This window comes from Cupriavidus sp. MEYA8 (genome assembly GCF_059278825.1).
Genome location: NZ_CM181221.1, coordinates 1,135,152 through 1,159,111 on the forward strand (window position 1 = coordinate 1,135,152; position 23,960 = coordinate 1,159,111).

The window sequence follows — 23,960 nt, forward strand, 5'->3', positions numbered from 1 at the left end:
TGGCGCCCGGCTTGAAAACCGCACCCATGCCGCCCGCATGGCGGTTTCCCATGCCGTACAAGACAGCGAAGAATTACCATGGCACTGCTCCAGATTTCCGAACCCGGCATGTCGCCGGCGCCCCACCAACGCCGCCTGGCCGTCGGCATCGACCTCGGCACCACCAACTCGCTGGTGGCCGCGGTACGCAGCAGCATCCCCGAGGTGCTGGGCGACGAGCGCGGCCGCGCGCTGCTGCCTTCGGTCGTGCGCTACCTGCCGGACCGTACCGCGCATATCGGCTACCGGGCCCAGGACGAAGCGGTGCGCGATCCCAAGAACACCATCGTCTCGGTCAAGCGTTTCATGGGCCGCGGCCTGCGCGACGTGGCCAATATCGAGCACAGCCCGTACGATTTCGTCGATGCGCCGGGCATGGTGCAGATCAAGACCGCCGCGGGCGTGAAAAGCCCGGTGGAAATCTCGGCCGAGATCCTGGCCACGCTGCGCCAGCGTGCCGAAGACACGCTGGGCGACGACCTGGTCGGTGCGGTCATCACCGTGCCGGCCTATTTCGATGAGGCACAGCGCCAGGCGACCAAGGACGCCGCGCGCCTGGCCGGCCTGGAAGTGCTGCGCCTGCTGAACGAGCCCACCGCCGCGGCCATTGCCTATGGCCTCGACAACGCCGCCGAAGGCGTCTACGCGGTCTATGACCTGGGCGGCGGCACCTTCGATATCTCGGTGCTCAAGCTCACGCGCGGCGTGTTCGAAGTGATGGCCACCGGCGGCGATTCCGCGCTGGGCGGCGATGACTTCGACCAGCGGCTGCTGTGCTGGATCGTCGAGCAGGCCAGCCTGCAGCCGCTGTCGGCGCAGGACATGCGCCTGCTGATGGTGCGCGCGCGCGCCGCCAAGGAAGCCCTGTCGGAAGCGGACAGCACCGTGATCGACGCAGTGCTCGACTCCGGCGAGATCGTCCACCTGACGCTGACCGACGAGACCTTCGAGAAGATCACCGCCAATCTGGTGCAGAAGACACTGGCACCGGTGCGCAAGGCGCTGCGCGACGCCGGCGTGACGCCCGACGACGTCAAGGGCGTGGTGCTGGTCGGTGGCGCCACGCGCATGCCGTCGATCCGCAAGGCGGTCGGCGACTACTTCGGCCAGACCCCGCTGACCAATCTCGACCCCGACCGCGTGGTGGCGCTGGGCGCCGCGATGCAGGCCAACCTGCTGGCCGGCAACCATGCGCCGGGCGAAGACTGGCTGCTGCTCGACGTGATCCCGCTGTCGCTGGGCGTCGAGACCATGGGCGGGCTGGTCGAGAAGATCATCCCGCGCAACAGCACCATCCCGGTGGCGCGTGCGCAGGAGTTCACCACCTTCAAGGACGGCCAGACTGCGATGGCGATCCACGTGCTGCAGGGCGAGCGCGAGCTGGCCAGTGACTGCCGCTCGCTGGCGCGCTTCGAGCTGCGCGGCATCCCGCCGATGGTGGCTGGCGCGGCGCGCATCCGCGTGACCTACCAGGTCGACGCCGACGGCCTGCTGTCGGTGACCGCGCGCGAGACGCATTCGGGCGTGGAAGCCTCGGTGACGGTCAAGCCGTCGTACGGGCTGGCCGACGACGATATCGCGCGCATGCTGCAGGACAGCTTCCGCGAAGCCGAGCACGACATGAAGAGCCGTGCGCTGGCCGAGGAACGTGTCGAGGCCGACCGCCTGGTCGAGGCCACCGAGCGTGCGCTGCAGACCGATGGCGACTTGCTGTCGGCCGAGGAGCGCGCACAGGTCGAAGCGCTGATCGCCGGCGTGCGCGAGATCGCCAGGGGTGAAGATCACCTGGCGATCCGCGCCACGGTGGAAAAACTGTCGCACGGCACCGATGAATTCGCCGCCCGCCGCATGGACCGCTCGATCAAGAGCGCGCTGGCCGGGCGCAAGGTACAGGAACTGGGCTGATCACCGCGCCTGCACCGCACTACAGAACCCAGGAAACGACATGCCACAGATCATTGTTTTGCCCCACGTCGAATACTGCCCGGAAGGGAAGGTGATCGAAGCCGAGAAGGGCGTCAGCGTCCTCGACTCGCTGCTTTCCCACGGTATCGAGCTCGAGCACGCGTGCGAGAAATCCTGTGCCTGCACCACTTGCCACGTGATCGTGCGCGAAGGCTTCGATTCGCTCAACGAGGCCGAGGAGAAGGAAGAGGACCTGCTCGACAAGGCCTGGGGCCTGGAGCCGAATTCGCGCCTGTCGTGCCAGGCCATCGTCGACGAGGAAGACCTGACCGTCGAGATTCCCAAGTACACCATCAACCACGCCAAGGAAGGCCACTGAGCCGCCGGCACAGATCTCAGCGGAGAACGAACCCATGAAGTGGACCGATACCTACGATATCGCCGCCGCGCTGTACGACAAGTATCCTGACGTCGACCCGGCCGGCGTGCGCTTTACCGACCTGCGCAGCTGGGTGCTGGAGCTCGACGGCTTCGCCGACGATCCGGCGCGTTCGGGCGAGAAGATCCTGGAGGCGATCCAGCAAGCTTGGATCCAGGAAGCGGAATAAGCTCTCGGTATCGGAATGAAGCAGAAAGGCCGGCGTGATCGCCGGCCTTTTGCATTGGTGCAGCGCGAATTTGGAGGGTCAGCCTCGCACCAGCGCACCGTTTTCCATGTGCACGCGCTCGCCGACCTGCACCGCGGGGTCCTGCTCATACGTGAAGGTGCGGTGGCTGCCGTCATCCATGCGGACGCGCACCTGATAGTGGGTGTCCTTGCTCACGGCCTTTTCGATCTGGTTGCCTGCGACGCCGCCGCCCACCGCGCCGACAACCGTGCCGACGATGCGGCCATTGCCCTTGCCCACCTGGTTGCCCAGCAGCCCGCCCACCACGGCGCCGCCGAGCGCGCCCAGGCCGCTGGTGTTGGGCTTCTGGGTCTCTATCGGCGTGACGGCGACGATGCGGCCGGCATATGGGCTGCCCTTGGCGGCCGGGCGCTCGGTGGCGGCGCTCTGGCTGGCGCGGGGCTCGCTATCGCGCTGGGCGGCCTGGCGCGCGGGAGGGGTGCGCGGTGCCGCTTGCGTCGGCTGCGAGGAAGTGGCGTTCTGGCGCGATTGCGCGGGCTGGCCGTCGTCGTAGACAGGCGGACGCGTAGTACTGCCTGGCGGCGGGGCGGTCTGCGTGGTGACCGGCAAAGGCCCTTGCGGCGCCTGTGCAGCTTGCTGGCTTTGCGGTGCGTGCAGATCAGGGTCGGCCTTGCCGAGCGGCAGCACGCCGGTGACGGCGGCGACGGCGGTCAGGCTGGCAATGACCACGGCCACGGCTGCCGCGCCGATCAGCGGATGCAGCCGGCGCTGCGGCGGCAGCGGCTGCAGCGGTGTGGGGGTGTGGTCGTGCGAAGTGGCTTGGCTCTGCATTGTGGCTCCGGTGCGGCGATGGCCGCGATGGGATGGAACCAGTTTGGCGGAAGCGGAGGGCGTTTTCCGTTTGTTTTTGTAAATATATGTAGGCGGAAAAGGCCTTTTGTATCAATGAGTTGGGCGTGGCTTGGTGCGGCGGGGAGGTGGGGCTGTAACAGAGGATGGCCCGTGCGGCGTGTCTTGACCTACCGCTTGTTTGCTCCCTCTCCCGCTTGCGGGAGAGGGAGCAAACCGTCAGTCTTCCTTGCGCAGGTGCGGGAACAGGATGACGTCGCGGATATTCGGGCTATCCGTCAGCAGCATCACCAGGCGATCGATGCCGATGCCGCAGCCGCCCGTCGGGGGCATGCCGTATTCCAGCGCGCGGATATAGTCGGCGTCGAAATACATCGCCTCCTCGTCGCCGGCATCCTTCTGCTCGACCTGCTTGCGGAAGCGGTCGGCCTGGTCCTCGGCATCATTCAGCTCCGAGAAGCCGTTGGCGATCTCGCGGCCGGTGATGAACAGCTCGAATCGCTCGGTGATGCCCGGCACCGTGTCCGAAGCGCGCGCCAGCGGCGAGACCTCGACCGGGTAGTCGACGATGAAGGTCGGCTCCCACAGCTGGCTCTCGGCGGTTTCCTCGAACAGCACCAGCTGCAGCGTGCCCAGCCCGGCATTGAGGAACTGCGGCGCGTTGGTGTTGACGCCGAACTTCTTCAGCTCGACGCGCAGGAACTCGGCATCGGCCAGTTGCGCGTCGGTGTACTGCGGCGCGAACTTCTGGATCGCCTGGCAGATGGTCAGGCGATGGAACGGCTTCGACAGGTCGAGCTCGCGGTCCTGGTAGGTCAGCACGGCGCTGCCGCGCGCGTCGATCGCAGCCTTGCGGATCAGGTCTTCGGTGAAGTCCATCAGCCAGCGGTAGTCCGTGTAGGCCGCGTAGAACTCCATCATGGTGAACTCGGGGTTGTGGCGCGGGCTCACCCCCTCGTTGCGGAAGTTGCGGTTGATCTCGAACACGCGCTCGAAGCCGCCGACGACCAGGCGCTTCAGGTACAGCTCGGGCGCGATGCGCATGAACATCTGCATGTCCAGCGCGTTGTGGTGCGTGATGAACGGCTTGGCCGCGGCGCCGCCCGGGATCGGGTGCAGCATCGGCGTTTCCACTTCCATGAAGCCGGCGTCGGCCATATGGCGGCGCAGCGACGAAATCGCGTTGGTGCGGGCACGGAAGGTGTTGCGCGTTTCCGGCGACACGATCAGGTCGACATAGCGCTGGCGGTACTTCATCTCCTGGTCGGCGAGGCCGTGGAACTTGTCCGGCAGCGGACGCAGCGACTTGGACAGCAGGCGCAGCTCGCGCACCTGCACCGACAGCTCGCCCTTGTTGGTGCGGAACAGCTCGCCGCGGGCACTGATGATGTCGCCCAGGTCCCAGTGCTTGAAGGCGGCGTAGACCTCTTCGCCGACCTTGTCGCGGGTGATGTAGAACTGGATCTGGCCGCTGCCGTCCTGCACGGTGGCGAAACTGGCCTTGCCCATCACGCGCTTGAGCATCATGCGGCCGGCGATCGCGACCTCGACCGGGCTGGCTTCGAGCGCGGCCTGGTCGGTCTCGCCATACTGCGCGTGCAGCGCGGCGGCCTGGTGCGTGGGGCGGAAATCGTTGGGGAAGGCCACGCCTTGCTGGCGCAGCGCGGCCAGCTTCTCGCGCCGCTCCGCGATGATCTTGTTCTCGTCGACGGCGGGCGTGTCCGCGGCGGCTGGCTTGGCCTGCGACTTGGCCTGGGCGTGATTCGGTTCGGTCATGATGTCTTCTAGCGTCGCACGCGGCGGGCCGCGCGCGGGATCAGTATGGCTTCAGTAATTGCGGAGATCGTCCAGCTCGGTGCTGCCGAAATCCGGGCGGTGCAGGTAGGCGACGATGCGGCCCGCGGTTTCCTCGGCGGAAGCGAGCTGCTCGTTCGCCTTCAGGTCGCGGAAGCGCTGGACCTGGGCAAAGTCGGCGTTGCGGATCACGTTCTGCATGCCGGTATCGATCACGCCCGGCGCCAGCGCCACCGCGCGCACGGTGCGCGGTGCCGGTGCCTGCGCGTACTCGGCGTTGACCGAGCGCATGAACATGTCCAGGCCCGCCTTGCCGGCGCAGTAGGCGCTCCAGCCCTCGATCGGGCGGCGTGCCGCGCCGGAAGAGATCGCCAGCACCTTGCGCGGGCAGTCGAACTTCTCGGTGCGCTCCAGGAACGCAGCGGTCATCGTCATCGGCGCCGCGAGGTTGGTCAGCAAGTGCGGTACCAGCGTGCTTTCCTGCAGGCGCGAGACCGGGCCGATCGGCTCGACCACGCCGGCGTTCAAGATCAGCGTGGCGCTGGCCGGCGGCTGGTCGAGGGTATCGATCACGCTGGCCAGCCAGGTGGCCGCGGGGCCGGCCTGGGACAGGTCCTGCAGGTGCCAGGCCACCGGCACGCCGCTCATGGTGGCGATGCGCTCCAGCTCGTTGTTGCGGCTGCGCGCCACGCAGATCAGGCGGTTGCCCGGCACGAGCAGGGCGTTGGTCAGTGCCGCGCCCAGGCCGCGCGAGGCGCCGGTGATGATGTAGAGGTGATTGGCTTCGCTCATGGTGCCCCGGTCGGAGATGTCGCCCTGCCGCCGTGCGGTGCGGCGCGGGCGGCGGTACAGCGTTGGATGGATTGCTGTGCCGCCGCCGGCCGCGCCGGCAGGGCGGGCGGCGCGGACAACGGTCGTTGCCTTACAGTCCCTGCTTGAGGCTGGCCTCGATGAACGGGTCCAGGTCGCCGTCCAGCACCTTCTGGGTATTGGACATTTCCACGTTGGTGCGCAGGTCCTTGATGCGGCTCTGGTCCAGCACGTAGGAGCGGATCTGGTGGCCCCAGCCCACGTCGGTCTTGCCGGCTTCCAGCTTGTCGGCCTCGGCCTGGCGCTTGCGCATCTCGTGCTCGTACAGGCGCGACTTCAGCATCGACATGGCCTCGGCACGGTTGCGGTGCTGCGAGCGGTCGTTCTGGCACTGCACCACGATGCCGGTCGGGATGTGCGTGATCCGCACGGCCGAATCGGTCTTGTTGATGTGCTGGCCGCCGGCGCCCGAAGCGCGGTACGTGTCCACGCGCAGGTCGGCCGGGTTGACTTCCACTTCGAACGAGTCGTCCACCTCGGGGTAGACGAACACCGACGAGAACGAGGTATGGCGCCCGCCCGACGAATCGAACGGCGACTTGCGCACCAGGCGGTGCACGCCGGTCTCGGTACGCAGGTAGCCGAAGGCGTATTCGCCCTCGATCTTGATGGTCGCGCTCTTGATGCCGGCCACGTCGCCTTCGGACTCTTCCAGCACCTCGGCCTTGAAGCCCTTGCGCTCGCAGTACTTCAGGTACTGGCGCAGCAGCATCGAGGCCCAGTCGCAGGCTTCGGTGCCGCCGGCGCCGGCCTGGATGTCGATAAAGGCGTTGGCCTGGTCCATTTCGCCGGAGAACATGCGGCGGAATTCCATGCCCGCCACAATCTCCTCGAAGCCCTGGACGTCGGTTTCGATCGATTCGAGGGTCTCGTCGTCGCCTTCTTCCTTGGCGAGCTCGAACAGTTCCTCGGCACCGCTAAGGTCGTCCGTGAGCTTGCCGAGGACGCTTACCACGCCCTCGAGGGCCTTCTTTTCCTTGCCGAGATCCTGGGCGCGCTTGGGGTTGTTCCAGACGTCCGGGTCTTCCAGCAGGCCGTTGACTTCGTCCAGCCTTCCTACTTTGACATCGTAGTCAAAGATACCCCCGTAGATCTTCCGTCCGGGAACGGAGATCGGAGATGGCACTGGAGATGGCGTTGAGGCGTTCTGCTTCCATGATGTTCCTGCGCTTCGAAAACCTTGAATTATAGCGGATTGGTGCCCGGGATCGGTCGCGGATTCGGGCATTTGCGGCGGCCATGGCGTGCCGCGCGGCGAACGGAAAGGCCATGCGATGGTCTATCCGGCGGTGCCGGGCAGCGCACGCGGCGATAATACGCATTCGCAAGCCGCCCCCCGGCATGAAGACAAACAGGGACGCATGACGAAAACCAGACATGACATCGAGGCAGGCCGGCGCCGCGCGCTGGGCCTGCTGCTGGCCGCCACCGCCGCCGCGGTCGCGGCCGGCTGCGGCACCACCGGCGGCCCCGTGCCGGATGGCTATTACCGCGTGGAACGCGGCGATACGCTCTATTCGATCGCCCGCAAGCACGGCCGCACCGTGCGCGACCTGACCCGCTGGAACAGCGACATCGCCAGCCCCAGCCAGATCGAAGTGGGCCAGCTGATCCGCGTGCGGCCGCCCGGCGGCAGTGCCGCCGCCTCGGCCGGCTCGACCGCCTCGACCGGCACCGGCCAGGCCGTCACCGATACCCCACGCGCCGACAGCGGCGCGTCAAGGCCGCCCGCCAGCAGCATCCGCCTGCAATGGCCGGCCGACGGCCGCGTCATCGCGCGCTACTCGCCGCCCGCCAGCAAGGGCCTGACCATTGCCGTGCCGGCCAACGGCACGGTGCGCGCCGCCGCGGCCGGCCGGGCCATCCATGTGGGCAACCTGCGCGGCTACGGCATGCTGGTGATCGTCAAGCACAACGACGACTGGCTGACCGTCTACGGCAACCTGGACCAGCCGCTGGTCAGCGAGGGCACCACGGTGGCGGCCGGGCAGGACGTGGGCCGCATGGGCGCCAGCGCCAGCGAACTGCATTTCGAAGTGCGCGCCAATGGCAAGCCGGTCGATCCGGCGGCCTATCTCCCCGCGCGCGGCTAGGACCGGGGCGATGCCCCGGCCGGCACGCTATTGCGCGTGCTCGATCACCAGTTGCACGCGCGTGACCCCGTTGAAGGTGTTGTTGTCGAGCCGGTAGGCCACCTGCGCGCTGGCCCCGAGCGATTCGGCGTGGTTGAACCAGATCGCGTCGAAGCGCTGGCTGCCGCGCCCGAGCTGCAGCTTCAGGTGCTTGCCCTTGAGCACGCTCTGGCGCAGCACGTCGAACTCGCCGCAAAAGGTCGGTGCCGGGAAGCCCTGGCCCCACACCTGCTGCTCAAGCAGGGTGACGAATTCTGGGCTGAAGCAGTGGTCCTCGATATCGCCGTCGGTCTCGATCACGCGCGCGAGCTGGTCGTCGGTCAGCCATTCCTTGCCGACCGCTTCGAAGGCTTCCTGGAACTCGGCAAAACGCTCGGCGCGCACGGTCAGGCCGGCCGCCATGGCATGGCCGCCGAACTTGACCATCATGCCGGGGCAGCGCTTGGACACCAGGTCGAGCGCGTCGCGCAGGTGGAAGCCCGGGATCGAGCGGCCCGAGCCCTTGATGGTGGCTTCATCGCCGGGCGCGAAGGTGATGGTGGGGCGGTGGTACTTGTCCTTGAGCCGCGATGCGACGATGCCGATCACGCCCTGGTGCCAGGTGTCGTTGAACACGCTGACGGTAAAGCGCGCCGACGGATCCGGGCCGGCAAGACCGGCCATGGGCTGCTCCAGGATCTGCAAGGCCTCCTGCTGCATGCCGGCCTCGATATCGCGCCGCTCGCGGTTCATGCTGTCGAGCTCCTGGGCGATTTCCCAGGCGCGGTTGGCATCGTCGGTCAGCAGGCATTCGATGCCCAGCGACATGTCCGCCAGCCGGCCGGCCGCGTTCAGGCGCGGGCCCAGCCCGAAGCCGAGGTCGAAGGTATTGGCACGCGACGCCTCGCGGCCCGCGGCGCGGAACAGCGCCGCCACGCCCGGCTGCATGCGTCCCGCGCGCATCCGCCGCAGGCCCTGCGCCACCAGGATGCGGTTATTGGTGTCGAGCTTGACCACGTCGGCGACGGTGCCCAGCGCCACCAGGTCGAGCAGCGTCTGCAGCGGCGGCTGGGTGGCCTGGGTGTAGACGCCGCGCCGGCGCAGCTCGGCGCGCAGCGCCAGCAGCACGTAGAACATCACGCCCACGCCCGCCAGGTTCTTGCTCGGGAATTCGCAGCCCGGCTGGTTCGGGTTGACGATCACCGCCGCGTCGGGCAGTTCGGCGCCCGGCAGGTGGTGGTCGGTCACCACCACGTCGATCCCCAGCGCATTGGCCGCGGCCACGCCGTCGACGCTGGCGATGCCGTTGTCGACGGTGACGATCACGTCCGGCTGCTGCCTGGCCGCCAGCGCCACGATCTCCGGCGTCAGGCCGTATCCGTACTCGAAGCGGTTGGGGACGATGTACTCGACCCGCGCGCCCAGCATGCGCAGTCCGCGCACCCCGACCGCGCAGGCGGTGGCGCCGTCGCAGTCATAGTCGGCGACGATCAGCAGGCGCTTGCCGGCGGCGATGGCGTCGGCCAGGTAGGCGGCGGCATGGCCGATGCCCTTCATGGCGCCCGGTGGCACCAGTTCAGGCAGGTCGGTCGCCAGCTCGGCGGTGCGGGCCACGCCGCGCGCGGCCAGGATGCGGGCCAGCGTGGGATGCAGTCCGGCGGCGGCCAGCGTGGAGACGTGTTCGGAGGAATAGGTGCGGATGGCGATCCGGGTCATGGCGGGGCGGTCTTGTTCTTGCGGTGGGTCGTTGGCTGGCGTTCGGCGAGGTTCAGGCGGCAAAGGCGAGGTCGGACAGCAGCGCGCGCCAGTCGCCGCGCTGGCCCATGCCGCGCCAGAACTTGCGCAGGTCGGCGCGGGTCACGGTGAACTCGGCAAAGTGGTTCTCGCCGCCCAGCACCAGCGTCACGCCGCCGATGCCGCCTGCGGCCAGCGCCTCCAGCGCCGGTGCGAACCAGTCGGCATCGAGCGCATGCATGCGCTCGATCCACAGGCCCCAGTCCTCCGTGATATGGGCTTCGGTGGCGAGTTCCAGCATCGCCAACGCCGATCCCCCGGGCGCCGCCACGCCGGCCAATCCCGCTGGCACGGGCAATACGCGGCTGCCGGCGGCCAGCGCCAGCCCGGCCAGGAACGGGTCGTCGCTCAGTACCGTGTCGGCCAGGCGGGGCACGGCCTGCAGCGTGCCGCCGCCATACAGCCAGACCGAGTTCACCGGCAGCTCGCCGCGCGCCTCGCGGGCCTGGTTGACCGGGTGGTCGAACCAGGTCATCTGGATCTCGTTCTGTACCCGGCGCCAGTCGCGCGCACGCTCGCCGGCCTGCATCCAGATATCGATGTTGCGCCCGGCCGCGCGCAGCGGCGTGGTCGCTTCCAGCGGGCCGAACACTGACTCGGGAAGGTACCAGCGTACCGGGCAGGGCGTCTGCAGCGCGATGCCGGATTCCTGCAGCAGCGGCTCGATGGCGGCGTGCAGCGCGGCCGCCTCATCCGGCCGGATGCCGAGATGCGCCGGCGGCATCAGCACCAGGTGGTCGCGTGCCGCGTGGATGTGCACCGGCTGCAGGCAGGCCCAGGACTGGCCGTCCGCCGCCGGGGCGGCTGCGTTGCTGTCGGCCAGCCGCATATAAGGCGCCGACGGCACCCGGCCTGTGTCGAGCCCCGTCTTGGCGGCCAGCCAGCGTTCCTGCGGCAGGCTGCGCAGGAACGGGTCGTCGTGCCGCTCGCGCGGGCCCGGCGTGGCCCGCGTCAGCAACTTTCCGAGCGCTGGCAGCTCCAACTGCCGCAGCAGCGCGCCGGGAATGACGTCGTCACGGCCGTCGTCGCCGGCGCCCGGCGGGACGGAAAAGGGCACAATCAGGGTCAGGTGCGTCATCATGGTGGCGAGATTGTAAACTTCCGGCTGGTCGATGCCAGTCCCGCGCCGCTTCCGTGCATCGTGGAAGGCGTTCGCCACGGCTCCCTGAGTGCCGCCGGCGCCCCTTGAAAGGGCGGCGGCGATATCCCGAAACAACAGGAATCCTCTTGAACTTTCCCTACGAGTGGCAGATCGGCTGGCGATACACCCGCGCCAGCAAGCGCGCCAGCCGCAACACCTTTATTTCGTTTATCTCGATGATCTCGATGTTCGGGATCGCCCTGGGCGTGGCCGCGCTGATCGTGGTGCTGTCGGTGATGAACGGCTTCCAGAAAGAAGTGCGCGACCGCATGCTGTCGGTGCTGGCGCATATCGAGGTCATCGGCCCGTCGTCGCTGCCCGACTGGCAGCACACCGCGGCCGAGGCGATGCAGAACAAGGAAGTGGTCGGCGCCGCGCCCTATGTGGCGGCGCAGGCCATGCTGACCCGCGACGATGCCGTGCGCGGCGTGCTGCTGCGTGGTGTCGAGCCGTCGCAGGAACCCAAGGTCTCGGACATCGGCAGCCAGTTCAAGTCCGGCAGCATGAACGCGCTGGTGCCGGGCGAATTCGGCATCGCGCTGGGCAACGAGCTGGCCAATGCCATGGGCGTGCAGGTCGGCGACAAGGTTACGCTGGTCGCGCCGCAGGGCACCATCACGCCGGCCGGCGTGCTGCCGCGGCTCAAGCAGTTCACCGTGACCGGCATCTTCTCGTCGGGCCACTTCGAGTTCGACAGCGCGCTGGCGCTGGTCAACATGCATGACGCCGAGACGCTGTTCCGCCTGAGCGGACCTACCGGTGTGCGGCTGAAGCTGCAGGACATGCAGCGCGCGCCGCAGGTGGCGCAGCAGCTCGCCGGCACCATGTCGGGCGAGCTGTACCTGCGCGACTGGTCCAAGCAGAACCGCAACTGGTTCGCCGCGGTGCAGACCGAGAAGCGCATGATGTTCATCATCCTGACGCTGATCATCGCGGTGGCCGCGTTCAACCTGGTGTCGACGCTGGTGATGACCGTGACCGACAAGCAGGCCGATATCGCCATCCTGCGCACCATGGGCGCGCAGCCCCGCTCGATCATGAAGATCTTTATCGTGCAGGGCGTCGCCATCGGCTTTATCGGCACCATCCTGGGCGTGGCCGGCGGTACGCTGATCGCGACCAATATCGACGTGATTGTGCCGTTTATCGAGCGCGTGCTCAGCGTGCAGTTCCTGCCGCGCGACATCTATTTCATCAGTGAATTGCCTTCGGATCCCCGCGTGAACGACATCGCCACCATCGGCATCATTTCCTTCGTGCTGGCCACGCTGGCCACGCTGTACCCCAGCTGGCGTGCCGCCCGCGTCAACCCCGCGGAGGCGCTGCGCTATGAGTGAAGCCGTGCTGCAAGCGGATACCGCCCCCAATGCGGCGGGCCAGGCGGTCGCCGGTTCGCCGGTGCTGGTGGCGGAGGGCCTGACCAAGCGTTTTCGCCAGGGCGGGCTCGATGTCGAAGTGCTGCGCGGCGTGGACGTGCGCGTCAATGCCGGCGAGAAGGTCGCCATCGTCGGTGCGTCCGGCTCGGGCAAGAGCACGCTGCTGCATGTGCTGGGCGGGCTCGACAATCCCGACTCGGGCCGCGTTGCGCTGCTCGGCAAGCCGTTCACGGCGCTGCGCGAGCGCGAGCGCAATGTGGTGCGCAACCGCTCGCTGGGCTTTGTCTACCAGTTCCATCACCTGCTGCCGGAATTCACCGCGCTCGACAACGTGGCGATGCCGATGCGTATCCGCGGCATGACGCAGCACGATGCGCGCGGCACGGCGCAGGCGATGCTGGAGCGCGTGGGGCTGGGCGGCCGCTCCAAACACCGGCCGGGCGAGCTGTCCGGCGGCGAGCGGCAGCGCGTGGCGATCGCGCGCGCGCTGGTGGGGCAACCCGCCTGCGTGCTGGCCGACGAACCGACCGGCAACCTCGACGACCATACCGCCGGCGGCGTCTACGATCTGATGCTCGAACTGTCGCGCACGCTCGGCACCAGCTTCGTCATCGTCACCCACGACCTCGACCTGGCCGGCCGCTGCGACCGCGTGCTGCGGCTGCGCGACGGCCACCTGCACCAGGAACGCTAGGCCGGGCCCCCGGCATTGCACCATGTGGATCGACACCCACTGCCATCTCGACGCGCGCGAATTCGACGCTGACCGGCGCCAGGTAGCCGACGCGGCCGAGGCCGCCGGCGTGCGCGGCATGGTCGTGCCGGCGGTGGCGGTGTGGAATTTCGAGGCGGTGCGCAAGCTGGCGCACGAGGACTCGCGCTGTGTCTACGCACTCGGCATCCATCCGCTCTGCTCGCCCGGTAGCGGGCAGGCCGATATCGATGCGCTGCGGCGCGAGGTGGCGGCCAGCATGGGCGATCCGCGCTTCGTCGGCATTGGCGAGATCGGGCTCGATTTCTTTGTCGCCGGTCTCGATAGCAATCACCAGGCCTGGCTCTATGCCGAACAGTTGAAGATCGCGCGCGAATTTGACCTGCCGGTGCTGCTGCATGTGCGCAAGTCGCAGGACCAGGTCGGCGCGCAGTTGCGCAAGCTGGGCGTGAAGCGCGGCATCGCCCATGCGTTCAACGGCAGCCATGAGCAGGCGCGGCGCTTTGTCGAGCAGGGCTTCAAGCTTGGCTTCGGCGGCAACCTGACCTTCAGCCGCGCGCGCCAGATCCGGCGGCTGGCCACGGACATGCCGCTGGAGGCGCTGGTGCTGGAAACCGACGCTCCCGATATCGCACCCGCGTGGCTTGCCGACGACCAGTTCGGCGAGCAGCACAAGGTGCGCAACACCCCCGCCGAAGTCGCCGGCGTGGCGCGCGTGCTGAGCGATCTGCGCGGCATCGATGCCGCGGCGCTGGCGCAGGCAACCTGGCGCAATGCCGTCGAGGCACTGCCGCGGCTGGCTGCGTTCGCCGAATCCATGGCGCCGGCCACACACACAACTTCCACGATTTCCTGACAGGCTGACAAGCTTTCCGCTGCATCGTGCGGTTACAACTCTGGCTGTGTGCAATCAGCCGGGGAGATGCCGTGCGCGTGTTCGTGGTGGCGTTCGTCGCGGGATGCTGGCTGCTGCAGCAGCAGGCAACGCTGCCGCGGCAGGACGTCGTGCGCGTGGCCGCTGCCGGTCTGGTGCTGGCGGCCATCGCGATGCTGCTGCGTGGCAGGCGCCTGCGTGCCGCATGGCGGGGACTGGTGCTGGCCGCCGTGGCCGCGGTGGCCGTTGGTGCCGCGTTCTGCTGGGCGGCATGGCGCGCCGATATGCGCTTGCGGGAGTGGTTGCCCGCATCGCTCGAATCGCGCGATCTCGACGTGCAGGGTGTGGTTTCCGGATTGCCGTCCGAATCAGCGGGCGGCGTCCGCTTTGCCTTCACCGTCGGGAAGACCGTGCCGGATGGGGCGGACGAACCAGGGTTGACGTTGCCCGGCCGGCTGCTTCTCCACTGGCGCGACGCGCCGCCTGACCTGTACCCCGGCCAGCGCTATACCCTGACCATACGCCTGCGGCGCCCGCGCGGACTGGCCAATCCCTTCGGCTTCGACTATGCCTATTGGCTGCTGGCGCAGGGCTATGGCGCGACGGGCTACGTACGACGCGCGCATGGTCCGCCGCAGGAGGCAACGCGGGAACGGCTCGCATGGCGCATCGAAGCGTGGCGCGCGGCAGTGCGCGATCACCTGCGCGCGGCGCTGCCGGATGATGCGCGCTATGGCCCGGTGCTGGTCGCGCTGGTGATCGGCGACCAGCGCGGCATCGATACGGAAGACTGGCAGTTGTTCCGGCGTACCGGCATCAGCCACCTTGTCAGCATTTCAGGCCTGCACATCACCATGATCGCTGGCATGGCGGGGTCGTTCGCCGGCATGCTGTGGCGGCATTCGTTCGGGCTGGGGCGCCGGCTGCGCCGGCCGCTGCCCCTGTGGCTGCCGGCCAGGCACGCGGCCCTGGTGACGGCGGTAGCCGGTGCGGTGACATACGGGCTGCTGGCCGGGATGCAGGTGCCCGCGTTGCGCACGGTGGCGATGCTATGCGTGGCCGCACTGGCGGTGTGGAGTGGGCGGGCACCGCCGGCGTCGGTGGTGCTGGCTTGTGCGGCACTGGCGGCGTTGCTGCTGGATCCGTGGGCGGTGATGTCGCCGGGCTTCTGGCTGTCTTTCGGCGCGGTGGCGGTGATCTTCTACGCTGCCCGGTCCGGGCATGGCGCGCCGGAAACTCGCTGGCAACGCATGCGTGCCACGCTTGCCGCCGCGGCGCGCACGCAATGGGCGGTCACAGCCGGGCTGGTGCCGCTGACGCTGTTGCTGTTCCAGCAGGTGTCGGTGGTGTCGCCGCTCGCCAATGCTATCGCGATCCCGGTGGTCAGCCTGCTGGTGACGCCACTGTCGCTGGCCGCCGCCGCCGCGCCGGCCATGCTGGCCACGCCGTTGCTGGCCGTCGCGCACCAGGCCATGGTATGGCTGGCCGCCTTGCTGGGTTGGCTTTCCGGCCTGCCGTGGGCCATGTGGGAGGCGCCGGCATCGGGGCCTTTGCCGCTGCTGCTCGCCCTGCTCGGGATCGCGCTGTTGCTGGCGCCGCCTGCCAGTGCCGCGGCGCGCCTGCATGGCGGCCTGCTGGTGTTGCCGCTCGTATTGGCGCGCGGCCCGCCGGTGGCGCATGGCGAGTTCCGTGCGGTGATGCTCGACGTGGGGCAGGGGACCGCGGTGCTGGTGCAGACGCGTACGCATGCGCTGCTGTACGACACGGGCCCTGGCTATGCATCGGGCTCCAGTGCGGGCGCGCAAGTGGTGGTGCCGGTGCTGCGCGGCCTGGGTCTCGGCCGGCTCGACCAGCTGATGGTCAGCCATGAAGACGCGGATCATGCCGGTGGTGTGGCTGACGTGGCGGCGGCGGTGGCCGTAGCGGCGCGCAGTACCGGCGCGCCGCCGCACCATGCCTTGCTCGGGCCGCCAGCATCCGGCTGGGCGCCGTGCGCGGACGGCCAGCAATGGGACTGGGACGGCGTGCGTTTCACGGTGCTGCATCCGTTGCCATTGCAGTCGCAACAGGCGGCGATCGCCAGCAACGCCCGTAGCTGTGTGCTGAGCGTGGCGACCGCGCGGCATCGCCTGTTGCTGACCGGCGATATCGGCGTGGCCGAAGAACGCGCGCTGATCGACAGGCTGCCGCCCGAAGCGCTGCATGCCGACGTGATGGTGGTGGCGCACCACGGCAGCGGCACCTCTTCCGGTGCAGCGTGGCTGGACGCGGTGCGGCCCCGGGCGGCGGTATTCCAGCTTGGCTATGCCAACCGCTACCGCCACCCCCGCGCCGACGTGTGGGAGCGCTATGGACGCGCCGGCATCGCGCGCTACCGCACTGACGAAACCGGCGCGGTGACCATGGCCACCGCGCCGGCGGGCTATACGCTGTCGGTGTTCCGGCAGGCTGAGCCGCGCTATTGGCGCACCAGGCCGGATGCGCCGCGCTAGCGGGCCTTGCGGCGTCGCGCGCGGGTGGCCGCCGGGGCAGGTTGCGCGTCGGCGGCAGCCGGCTGGGGCTTGGCGCGGCCTCGGGCAGGCGGCAGCGTGCGTGCTGGCTCGGCGCCCGCGATGCGGCGTTCGCGCAGGTGGGCCTTGGCACGCTGCAGCCCGGCGGCAACCGTTTCCGCGCGCTCCAGTGCCACGCCCGCGGCCAGCACGTCGCCAAGCACCAGGTGGCTGATGCGCGAGGTCATCGGCGTATAGACCTCGCTGTCTTCCTCGACATCGGAAAACACGCAAACGTCGGCCAGCTTGGCCAGCGGCGAGCCGCTGTGGGTGATCGCCAGCACGCTGGCGCCGCTGCTTCGCGCCAGCGTGGCGGCAGTCAGCATGTCCCAGGTGCGGCCGCTGTTGGACACCAGCACCGCCACGTCGCCGGCGCCGAGCAGCGCGGCGGACATGCTGAAGACATGCGGGTCGGAATAGGCGACGGTCGGGATGCCGAGACGGAAGAACTTGTGCTGGATGTCGAGCGCGACGATGCCGGAATTGCCGCAGCCGTAGAACTCGATGCGGCGGGCGCGCGCCAGCAGGTGGATGCCGTGTTCGATCTGGTCGGCCGACAGCGCGTTGCGCACGCTCATCAGCGTGGCGATGGTGCGGTCGAACACCTTGCCGGCGATGTCGGCGGGGCGGTCGTGGGCGTCCACATCCTGGTGCACGAATGGCATGCCGCCGCCGACGTTCTGCGCGAATTGCAGCTTGAACTCGCGGAAGCCGTCGTAGCCCAGTGCGGCGCAGAACCGTGCGATGGTGGGCTGCGACACGCCCGCGCGCTCGGCCAGTTCGGGCATCGACAGGCGGATCACGGCGGCGCCGTGCTCGGCGACGTAGTCCGCCAGTCGGCGTTCGGAGGGGCGGAGCGTGTCGTAGACGGCAAGGATTCGGTCGCGCATGGCGGCGGGCGGATATCAGGTTGTTCGGGATTCTCTAATGTAGAGATTCTACATCCGTTGGCGAGGCATCGTGCCCGAAATCGTGCCCGCCTGGCTGTCAGGGTTTGCCCGTGATGTGGGAAAACAAGCAAGATTGAGCGCCATTGTGATGCATGATCCAGTCGACGGCGGCATTGCTATCGGTAATAATGTAGAAAATCTACATGCGATCGCGCCGCTTTGGTGCTACGCCCCGACAAAAGGAACGCCTCCGCCATGCCCATTGCCGTCCATGCCGAGCTGTTGGCCGTCACCGAACGCATCGTTGCCCGCAGCCGCGCCAGCCGTGCCGCCTACCTTGCACGCTGCGAGCGTGCGCAAGCCGAGCTGGGACCGCTGCGCGGCATGTCCTGCGCCAACCTGGCGCACGGCTTCGCCGCACTGCCAGCCAACGACAAGCTGAAGCTGCGCGTCGACCATGCGCCCAATCTCGGCATCGTCACCGCGTACAACGACATGCTGTCGGCGCACCAGCCCTATGAGCGCTACCCCGGCGTCATCCGCGAAGCCGCGCGCGCGGTCGGGGCCGTGGCGCAGGTGGCGGGCGGCGTGCCGGCGATGTGCGATGGCATCACGCAGGGCAACGCCGGCATGGAGCTGTCGCTGTTCTCGCGCGATGCGATTGCCATGGGCACGGCCATCGCGTTGTCGCACAACACCTTCGATGCGGCGCTGATGCTGGGCGTGTGCGACAAGATCGTGCCGGGCCTGCTGATGGGCGCGCTGCAGTTCGGCCACCTGCCGGTAGTGTTCGTGCCGGCGGGCCCGATGGCCACCGGCCTGTCCAACAAGGAGAAGGCGCGCGTGCGCCAGCTTTACGCCACCGGCCAGGTTGGCCGCGATGCGCTGCTCGAGGCCGAATGCCAGGCCTACCACGGGGCCGGCACCTGTACCTTCTATGGCACCGCCAACAGCAACCAGTTCCTGATGGAGATCATGGGCCTGCACCTGCCCGGCGCGGCCTTCGTCCACCCGGACAGCGGCCTGCGCGATGCGCTGACGGCCGCGGCGGCGCAGCGCGCGATTGCGCTGAGTGCGCGCGGCAGCGACTACCTGCCGCTGGCGCGCATCGTCGACGAGCGCGCCGTGGCCAACGCCATGGTCGGCCTGCTGGCGACAGGCGGCTCGACCAACCACACCATCCACCTGGTGGCCATGGCGCGCGCCGCCGGCATCATCATCGACTGGGACGACTTCGACCGACTGTCGCGCATCACGCCGCTGCTGGCGCGGGTGTACCCGAACGGCTCCGCCGACGTGAACCACTTCCATGCCGCCGGCGGGGCCGGGCTGATTATCCGCGAGCTGCTGCAGGCCGGGCTGCTGCATGAGGACGTGCAGACCGTCGCGGGCCCGGGCCTGGCGCGCTACACGCAGGAGCCGGTGATGCGCGATAGCGTGCTGCAATGGCGCGAGGGGGCGACGGCAAGCGGCGACGCCCAGGTCGTTGCCAGCGCCGCGGCGCCGTTCTCGCCCGAAGGCGGGCTGCGGCTGATGCAGGGCAACCTGGGCCGCGGTGTGATCAAGGTCTCGGCCGTGGCGCCCGAGCATCGCGTGGTTGAGGCGCCGGTGCGCGTCTTCGATGCGCAGGAAGCGCTGCAGGCCGCGTTCGATGCCGGCGAACTGAATGGCGACCTGGTCGCCGTGGTCCGCTTCCAGGGGCCGAACGCCAACGGCATGCCCGAGCTGCACCGCCTGACGCCGGTGCTGGGCGCGCTGCAGGACGCCGGCCACAAGGTGGCGCTGGTGACCGACGGGCGCATGTCGGGCGCGTCGGGCAAGGTGCCTGCGGTGATCCACGTCGGCCCTGAGGCACTGGCCGGCGGCGCGCTGGCCCGCGTGCGCGACGGCGACCGCATCCGCGTCGACGCGGTCGCCGGCGTGCTGCAATGGCTGGGCGACGAGGGCGAGTTCGCGGCGCGCGAGCCGGCGCCGGCCCCGGCCGACGATTTTGCCCGGTTCAGCCTCGGGCGCGGCCTGTTTGGCTCGTTCCGGCGCCATGCGCGCATCGCGGAAGAGGGGGGCAGCGCACTCGACCTGTCCGAAGCGGATGCCGGCGCCGCGCCAGGCGCATCCGCCGCTGCCGTGGCGGCGCAAACCGTCGCACAATAGCCTTGCGCACCTGCCTCACGACAGCAAGACGATACCAAGACCGACGGAGCAGACATGATCTATATCCTGATGGGCGTTTCCGGCAGCGGCAAGACCACGGTCGGCCAGCTGCTGGCGCAGCGCCTGGGCTGCGGCTTCCATGACGCGGACGAATTCCACAGCGAGGCCAACAAGGCCAAGATGCACGCGGGCATCCCGCTGACCGACGAAGACCGCTGGCCCTGGCTGGCGGCGATGCGCGCCGCCATCGACACGGCGCGCGCCGAAGGCCGGACCCACGTGTTCACTTGCTCGGCCCTGCGCCAGGCGTACCGCGACCGGCTCACGCCGCCAGACGGCGGCGTGACCTTCGTCCACATGAAGGGCGATGCCGCACTGATCGCCGGGCGCCTGTCCGCCCGCAGCGACCACTTCTTCAATCCCGAGCTGCTGCAGAGCCAGTTCGATACGCTGGAAGCGCCGCGCGACGCGCTGGAGCTCGATATCCGCCAGTCGCCCGAAGTCCTGGTGGACACCATCCTGCAGGCTTCCGCTCGCTGAGCCTTTCGCCCGCGATCCACCGCGCCATCGCAATGACGGCCGCCAGCCTCGCCGGCGGCCGTTTTTGCGTGCGCTGGCAGACATCTTGCTAGCTCACTTTCCGTGCCGGCCAGGATTCGCCAGCTTGCGGCTTTCGCCGGTACAGGTATGCTGAAAGGGCCAGTGACTCGACAGTATCGCCGCGCCAATGCCATCGGAGACCCTCCCGGGCCCCGAGGCAATAACGCGGCGGGCTTGTGGCAGGACAGCCAGGTCAAACCAGGGCGGCCGGATGCGGGGCAGTGGCAGCACCCGACGCCCACTACATGGAGGAACGGCCATCATGGCAGGGCGGTTTTTCGACGAGATGCTGGACTGGCGCGCCGACGGGGCGCCCACGGTCATCCAGGCAGGGCAGGCATTGCCCGACGGGGCGGTACGCCCGCATTACCGGCATTTCGCTGACTGGCTGGCGCGGCAGTCCGGCGGCACCATGGACAACAAGCGGGCCGAGGCGGACCTGATCTTCCGGCGCGTGGGCATTACCTTTGCCGTCTATGGCGACAAGGACGAAGCCAACAGCGGCACCGAGCGCACCATCCCGTTCGACGTGATCCCGCGCATCTTCCCGGCCAGCGAATGGGCGCTGCTGGAAAAAGGCCTGCGCCAGCGCGTGGCTGCGCTGAACCGGTTCATCCACGACATCTACCACGGCCAGGACATCATCCGGGCCGGCGTGATCCCGCCCGATCAGATCTACAACAACGCCCAGTACCGACCCGAGATGCTCGGCGTCACCGTGCCGCACGACATCTATGCGCACGTGGCCGGCATCGACGTGGTGCGTGCCGGCGAGGGCGAGTTCTACGTGCTGGAAGACAACCTGCGCGTGCCCTCCGGCGTGTCGTACATGCTGGAAAACCGCAAGATGATGATGCGGCTGTTCCCGGACCTGTTCGCACGCAACCGCGTCGCGCCGGTGGCGCACTATCCCGACCTGCTGCTCGACATGCTGCGCGGCGTATCGCCGCAGGCGATCGCCGATCCCACGGTGGTGGTGCTGACTCCGGGCATGTATAACTCGGCGTACTTCGAGCACGCCTTCCTGGCGCAGCAGATGGGCGTTGAACTGGTCGAAGGCAGCGACCTGTTCGTCGAGGACGACCACCTGTTCATGCGCACCACGCAGGGGCCGCAGCGCATCGACGTGATCTACCGGCGCGTCGACGACGACTTCCTCGACCCGCTGGTGTTCCGGCACGATTCCGCGCTTGGCGCGGCCGGGCTGCTGTCGGTCTACCGTGCCGGCAACGTGACCATCTGCAATGCGATCGGCACCGGCGTGGCGGACGACAAGTCGATCTATCCGTACGTGCCCGACATGATCCGCTTCTACCTCGGCGAAGAGGTCATCCTCAACAACGTACCCACCTACATGTGCCGGCGTCCCGACGACCTGCAGTACGTGCTCGACCATATGCAAGAGCTGGTAGTCAAGGAAACCCACGGCGCCGGCGGCTACGGCATGCTGGTGGGTCCGGCCGCGACGCGCGCCGAGATCGATGCCTTCCGCGAGGTGGTCAAGGCCAGGCCCGAGCAGTACATCGCGCAGCCGACGCTGGCGCTGTCGACCTGCCCGACCTATGTGGAGTCGGGCATCGCCCCGCGCCATATCGACCTGCGCCCGTTCGTGCTGTCGGGCAAGGAGGTGCGCATGGTGCCCGGCGGGCTCACGCGCGTGGCGCTGCGCGAGGGCTCGCTGGTGGTCAATTCCTCGCAAGGGGGCGGCACCAAGGACACCTGGGTGCTCGAACGATGACGACGACAGCCCCTCACGCGATCAAGACCGCGAGCAACACCGCGATCAACACCGCCGCTGCCATGCCAGGAGAGCCCACATGCTGAGCCGTACCGCCGACCACCTGTTCTGGATGGCCCGCTACACCGAGCGCGCGGAAAACACCGCACGGATGCTCGACGTCAACTACCAGACCTCGCTGCTGCCGCAGTCGGCCGAGGTGGCCGAGCAGGGCTGGTGGGCGATGCTCGATATCTCGGAGCTGACGCAGGCCTTCGACCACAAGTACGGCCTGCTGTCGCGCGACGACGTGATCGACTTCATGGTGCGCGACATGACCAATGTGTCGTCGATCATGAGTTGCCTGCGCGCGGCACGCGAGAACGCGCGCGCGGTGCGCGGCTCGCTGACCACCGAAGTCTGGGAAACCGTCAACACGACCTGGCTCGACGTGCAGCGCATGATCGCCGACGGCGTACTCAGGGAAGACCCGTCGAGCTTCTTCGAATGGGTCAAGTTCCGCTCGCACCTGGCGCGCGGCGTGCAGTTCGGCACCATGCTCAAGGACGATGCCTTTCACTTCATGCGGCTGGGCACCTTCCTGGAGCGCGCCGACAATACCGCGCGGATCCTCGACGTCAAGTTCCAGGCCTCGGGCAGTGACGACAGCGATCCCAACCGCGAGCAGAACGACTTCTACCACTGGGCTGCGGTGCTGCGCTCGGTGTCCGGCTTCGAGGTCTACCGCAAGGTGTATCGCGCGGTGGTCACGCCACAGCGCGTGGCCGAACTGCTGGTGCTGCGCCCCGACATGCCGCGCTCGCTGGTGTCGAGCATGGACGAGGTGGTGACGATCCTGGCCATGGTGCGCAACCAGCAGTCGGCGGAGACCGAGCGGCAGGCTGGTAAACTCCACGCCGACCTCAAATACGCGCGCATCGACGACATCTTTGCCGTCGGCCTGCATGCGTACCTGACCAGCTTCCTGGAGCGCATCGGCGATCTCGGCAATGGCATCAGCCGGGACTTCCTGGTACCGCTGCAGGCGGCCTGACATGGGCGCGCCGGCAACGACCATGTGCTGCCGCCGCCGCGCCGCGCCCTGATACCGTGAAATACAAGATCCACCACCATACTGTCTACCGCTATGCCGAGCCGGTGCGCCGCAGCGTGCACGAGCTGCGGCTCGAGCCGCGCTCGGGCCCGCTGCAGACCGTGCACAGCTGGCAGCTGAGCACGCCGGGCAACCCGTCGGCGGCGTGCGACGGCTTCGGTAACATCGTGCACAACTTCACCGTGGCGGGCCCGGCGGACACCATTGCCATCGAAGCCAGCGGCGAAGTGGAAGTGCTGCCTCCGCATGGCGACCTCGACCGCGACGGCCACCATGCCTTCTGCGATGCGCCGCCGGCCGGCGAATCGCGCGTGTCGCCGCTGTACTTCCTCGGCAGCACGCCGCTGACCACGGCGCCGCGCGAGATGCAGGCCTTCGCCGCGCCTTTCCTGGCCTCGGGCCATGAAATTCCCGCGTTGCTGGCGCTGGCCCAGGCCGTCGGCGAACGCGTCCGCTACAAGCCCAATACCACCGATGTCGGGACTTCAGCCGCCGAGGCGTTCGGCCTGGGCAGCGGCGTGTGCCAGGATCAGGCGCAAGTGATGGTGGCGGTATGCCGCGCGCTCGGTGTGCCGGCGCGCTATGTGAGCGGCTACTTCTACGATCCCGCCGCGACCGAACTGGCCAGCCATGCATGGGCCGACGTTTGTCTGGATCCCCAGCGCGAGATCTGGTGCAGCATCGACATCACCCACGGCTGCCTCACCGACGAGCGCCATGTCCGCCTCGCCGTGGGGCGCGACTACCAGTCTGCCGCACCGGTCCGGGGCATCCTGGAGGGCGGTGCCGGCGAGACGCTCGAGGTCAATGTCGTGATCACGCCGCTTGTCGATCCGGTCTAGCTT

The 23,960-nt window shown here is 68.5% G+C and carries 20 protein-coding genes; 13 read left to right on the forward strand and 7 right to left on the reverse strand.

Going from position 1 to position 23,960, the window contains the following annotated elements; translation table 11 throughout:
- Positions 1 to 78: 78 nt before the first annotated feature.
- Genes hscA through iscX form a run of 3 tightly spaced genes read left to right on the forward strand, consistent with a single transcriptional unit; the run spans position 79 to position 2,552 of the window.
- Positions 79 to 1,944, forward strand: a complete 1,866-nt coding sequence (gene hscA, locus AC5WJ1_RS05260) for a Fe-S protein assembly chaperone HscA (RefSeq protein WP_133097584.1) — start codon at positions 79 to 81, stop codon at positions 1,942 to 1,944.
- A 40-nt stretch (positions 1,945 to 1,984) separates the two neighbouring features.
- Positions 1,985 to 2,323, forward strand: a complete 339-nt coding sequence (fdx, locus tag AC5WJ1_RS05265) for an ISC system 2Fe-2S type ferredoxin (RefSeq protein ID WP_111519648.1) — start codon at positions 1,985 to 1,987, stop codon at positions 2,321 to 2,323.
- Positions 2,324 to 2,357: 34 nt separating this feature from the next.
- Positions 2,358 to 2,552 carry a Fe-S cluster assembly protein IscX gene (iscX, locus tag AC5WJ1_RS05270; protein ID WP_133097583.1) on the forward strand — a complete coding sequence of 65 codons (195 nt, stop codon included), beginning with the start codon at positions 2,358 to 2,360 and terminating at the stop codon, positions 2,550 to 2,552.
- 78 nt (positions 2,553 to 2,630) lie between these two features.
- Here the strand turns inward: iscX and AC5WJ1_RS05275 are convergent, their stop codons facing one another.
- The 4 genes from AC5WJ1_RS05275 to prfB form a co-directional block, all read right to left on the reverse strand.
- Positions 2,631 to 3,404 carry a glycine zipper 2TM domain-containing protein gene (locus tag AC5WJ1_RS05275; protein ID WP_494476387.1) on the reverse strand — a complete coding sequence of 258 codons (774 nt, stop codon included), beginning with the start codon at positions 3,402 to 3,404 and terminating at the stop codon, positions 2,631 to 2,633.
- 237 nt (positions 3,405 to 3,641) lie between these two features.
- Positions 3,642 to 5,198: a lysine--tRNA ligase gene (gene lysS, locus AC5WJ1_RS05280; RefSeq protein WP_494476388.1), complete on the reverse strand. Its 1,557-nt coding sequence runs from the start codon at positions 5,196 to 5,198 to the stop codon at positions 3,642 to 3,644.
- A gap of 51 nt (positions 5,199 to 5,249) precedes the next feature.
- Complete coding sequence (locus AC5WJ1_RS05285) at positions 5,250 to 6,008, reverse strand: SDR family oxidoreductase (RefSeq protein ID WP_133097580.1); 759 nt, start codon at positions 6,006 to 6,008, stop codon at positions 5,250 to 5,252.
- 130 nt (positions 6,009 to 6,138) lie between these two features.
- Positions 6,139 to 7,243 (reverse strand): peptide chain release factor 2 gene (gene prfB / locus AC5WJ1_RS05290; protein ID WP_135704937.1). Its coding sequence is split into 2 segments (ribosomal slippage): positions 6,139 to 7,161 and positions 7,163 to 7,243, totalling 1,104 coding nucleotides; the frame shifts between segments, so codons are not numbered across the junction.
- Positions 7,244 to 7,447: 204 nt separating this feature from the next.
- On the opposite strand from prfB, the gene AC5WJ1_RS05295 reads away from it, so the two are divergent.
- Positions 7,448 to 8,179 (forward strand): peptidoglycan DD-metalloendopeptidase family protein, encoded by a 732-nt coding sequence (locus AC5WJ1_RS05295; RefSeq protein WP_135704938.1) that lies wholly within the window; start codon positions 7,448 to 7,450, stop codon positions 8,177 to 8,179.
- A gap of 27 nt (positions 8,180 to 8,206) precedes the next feature.
- On the opposite strand, the gene recJ is transcribed toward AC5WJ1_RS05295, so the two are convergent.
- Together recJ and AC5WJ1_RS05305 are read right to left on the reverse strand one after the other, a co-directional pair.
- Positions 8,207 to 9,913, reverse strand: a complete 1,707-nt coding sequence (gene recJ / locus AC5WJ1_RS05300; RefSeq protein WP_135704939.1) for a single-stranded-DNA-specific exonuclease RecJ — start codon at positions 9,911 to 9,913, stop codon at positions 8,207 to 8,209.
- Between the two features lie 52 nt (positions 9,914 to 9,965).
- Positions 9,966 to 11,072, reverse strand: coding sequence for a hypothetical protein (locus AC5WJ1_RS05305; protein WP_494476389.1), 1,107 nt, complete (start codon positions 11,070 to 11,072; stop codon positions 9,966 to 9,968).
- Positions 11,073 to 11,218: 146 nt separating this feature from the next.
- Here AC5WJ1_RS05305 and AC5WJ1_RS05310 point away from each other — a divergent pair, with 146 nt between their 5' ends.
- The 4 genes from AC5WJ1_RS05310 to AC5WJ1_RS05325 all read left to right on the forward strand — a co-directional run bounded on the left by AC5WJ1_RS05310 (position 11,219) and on the right by AC5WJ1_RS05325 (position 16,586).
- On the forward strand, positions 11,219 to 12,469 hold the full coding sequence (locus AC5WJ1_RS05310) for a lipoprotein-releasing ABC transporter permease subunit (RefSeq protein ID WP_195429626.1): 1,251 nt from the start codon (positions 11,219 to 11,221) through the stop codon (positions 12,467 to 12,469).
- Positions 12,462 to 13,202, forward strand: a complete 741-nt coding sequence (gene lolD / locus AC5WJ1_RS05315; protein WP_133097574.1) for a lipoprotein-releasing ABC transporter ATP-binding protein LolD — start codon at positions 12,462 to 12,464, stop codon at positions 13,200 to 13,202. Before AC5WJ1_RS05310 ends, lolD begins: the two co-directional genes overlap by 8 nt.
- Before the next feature lie 22 nt (positions 13,203 to 13,224).
- Complete coding sequence (locus AC5WJ1_RS05320; protein ID WP_494476390.1) at positions 13,225 to 14,076, forward strand: TatD family hydrolase; 852 nt, start codon at positions 13,225 to 13,227, stop codon at positions 14,074 to 14,076.
- A gap of 71 nt (positions 14,077 to 14,147) precedes the next feature.
- Entirely contained in the window at positions 14,148 to 16,586 is a 2,439-nt protein-coding gene (locus AC5WJ1_RS05325) for a DNA internalization-related competence protein ComEC/Rec2 (RefSeq protein WP_135704943.1), read from the forward strand.
- Here AC5WJ1_RS05325 and AC5WJ1_RS05330 read toward each other — a convergent pair.
- Positions 16,583 to 17,533, reverse strand: a complete 951-nt coding sequence (locus tag AC5WJ1_RS05330; protein ID WP_135704944.1) for a MurR/RpiR family transcriptional regulator — start codon at positions 17,531 to 17,533, stop codon at positions 16,583 to 16,585. The genes AC5WJ1_RS05325 and AC5WJ1_RS05330 overlap by 4 nt on opposite strands.
- Positions 17,534 to 17,788: 255 nt before the next feature.
- On the opposite strand from AC5WJ1_RS05330, the gene edd reads away from it, so the two are divergent.
- The 5 genes from edd to AC5WJ1_RS05355 all read left to right on the forward strand — a co-directional run bounded on the left by edd (position 17,789) and on the right by AC5WJ1_RS05355 (position 23,957).
- Positions 17,789 to 19,684 carry a phosphogluconate dehydratase gene (gene edd, locus AC5WJ1_RS05335; protein WP_135704945.1) on the forward strand — a complete coding sequence of 632 codons (1,896 nt, stop codon included), beginning with the start codon at positions 17,789 to 17,791 and terminating at the stop codon, positions 19,682 to 19,684.
- A 54-nt stretch (positions 19,685 to 19,738) separates the two neighbouring features.
- Entirely contained in the window at positions 19,739 to 20,224 is a 486-nt protein-coding gene (locus AC5WJ1_RS05340; protein ID WP_195429611.1) for a gluconokinase, read from the forward strand.
- Positions 20,225 to 20,546: 322 nt separating this feature from the next.
- Positions 20,547 to 22,022 carry a circularly permuted type 2 ATP-grasp protein gene (locus AC5WJ1_RS05345; RefSeq protein WP_133097526.1) on the forward strand — a complete coding sequence of 492 codons (1,476 nt, stop codon included), beginning with the start codon at positions 20,547 to 20,549 and terminating at the stop codon, positions 22,020 to 22,022.
- Positions 22,023 to 22,101: 79 nt separating this feature from the next.
- Entirely contained in the window at positions 22,102 to 23,055 is a 954-nt protein-coding gene (locus tag AC5WJ1_RS05350) for an alpha-E domain-containing protein (RefSeq protein ID WP_133097525.1), read from the forward strand.
- 56 nt (positions 23,056 to 23,111) lie between these two features.
- Positions 23,112 to 23,957 carry a transglutaminase family protein gene (locus AC5WJ1_RS05355; RefSeq protein WP_195429609.1) on the forward strand — a complete coding sequence of 282 codons (846 nt, stop codon included), beginning with the start codon at positions 23,112 to 23,114 and terminating at the stop codon, positions 23,955 to 23,957.
- Positions 23,958 to 23,960: the final 3 nt, after the last annotated feature.

What these genes read in the sequence shown, in the direction of transcription:
- hscA (WP_133097584.1), top strand. Translation starts at nt 79, where the DNA reads ATGGCACTGCTCCAGATTTCCGAACCCGGCATGTCGCCGGCGCCCCAC.
- fdx (WP_111519648.1), top strand. Translation starts at nt 1,985, where the DNA reads ATGCCACAGATCATTGTTTTGCCCCACGTCGAATACTGCCCGGAAGGG.
- iscX (WP_133097583.1), top strand. Translation starts at nt 2,358, where the DNA reads ATGAAGTGGACCGATACCTACGATATCGCCGCCGCGCTGTACGACAAG.
- AC5WJ1_RS05275 (WP_494476387.1), bottom strand. Translation starts at nt 3,404, where the DNA reads ATGCAGAGCCAAGCCACTTCGCACGACCACACCCCCACACCGCTGCAG.
- lysS (WP_494476388.1), bottom strand. Translation starts at nt 5,198, where the DNA reads ATGACCGAACCGAATCACGCCCAGGCCAAGTCGCAGGCCAAGCCAGCC.
- AC5WJ1_RS05285 (WP_133097580.1), bottom strand. Translation starts at nt 6,008, where the DNA reads ATGAGCGAAGCCAATCACCTCTACATCATCACCGGCGCCTCGCGCGGC.
- AC5WJ1_RS05295 (WP_135704938.1), top strand. Translation starts at nt 7,448, where the DNA reads ATGACGAAAACCAGACATGACATCGAGGCAGGCCGGCGCCGCGCGCTG.
- recJ (WP_135704939.1), bottom strand. Translation starts at nt 9,913, where the DNA reads ATGACCCGGATCGCCATCCGCACCTATTCCTCCGAACACGTCTCCACG.
- AC5WJ1_RS05305 (WP_494476389.1), bottom strand. Translation starts at nt 11,072, where the DNA reads ATGATGACGCACCTGACCCTGATTGTGCCCTTTTCCGTCCCGCCGGGC.
- lolD (WP_133097574.1), top strand. Translation starts at nt 12,462, where the DNA reads ATGAGTGAAGCCGTGCTGCAAGCGGATACCGCCCCCAATGCGGCGGGC.
- AC5WJ1_RS05320 (WP_494476390.1), top strand. Translation starts at nt 13,225, where the DNA reads ATGTGGATCGACACCCACTGCCATCTCGACGCGCGCGAATTCGACGCT.
- AC5WJ1_RS05330 (WP_135704944.1), bottom strand. Translation starts at nt 17,533, where the DNA reads ATGCGCGACCGAATCCTTGCCGTCTACGACACGCTCCGCCCCTCCGAA.
- edd (WP_135704945.1), top strand. Translation starts at nt 17,789, where the DNA reads ATGCCCATTGCCGTCCATGCCGAGCTGTTGGCCGTCACCGAACGCATC.
- AC5WJ1_RS05340 (WP_195429611.1), top strand. Translation starts at nt 19,739, where the DNA reads ATGATCTATATCCTGATGGGCGTTTCCGGCAGCGGCAAGACCACGGTC.
- AC5WJ1_RS05345 (WP_133097526.1), top strand. Translation starts at nt 20,547, where the DNA reads ATGGCAGGGCGGTTTTTCGACGAGATGCTGGACTGGCGCGCCGACGGG.
- AC5WJ1_RS05350 (WP_133097525.1), top strand. Translation starts at nt 22,102, where the DNA reads ATGCTGAGCCGTACCGCCGACCACCTGTTCTGGATGGCCCGCTACACC.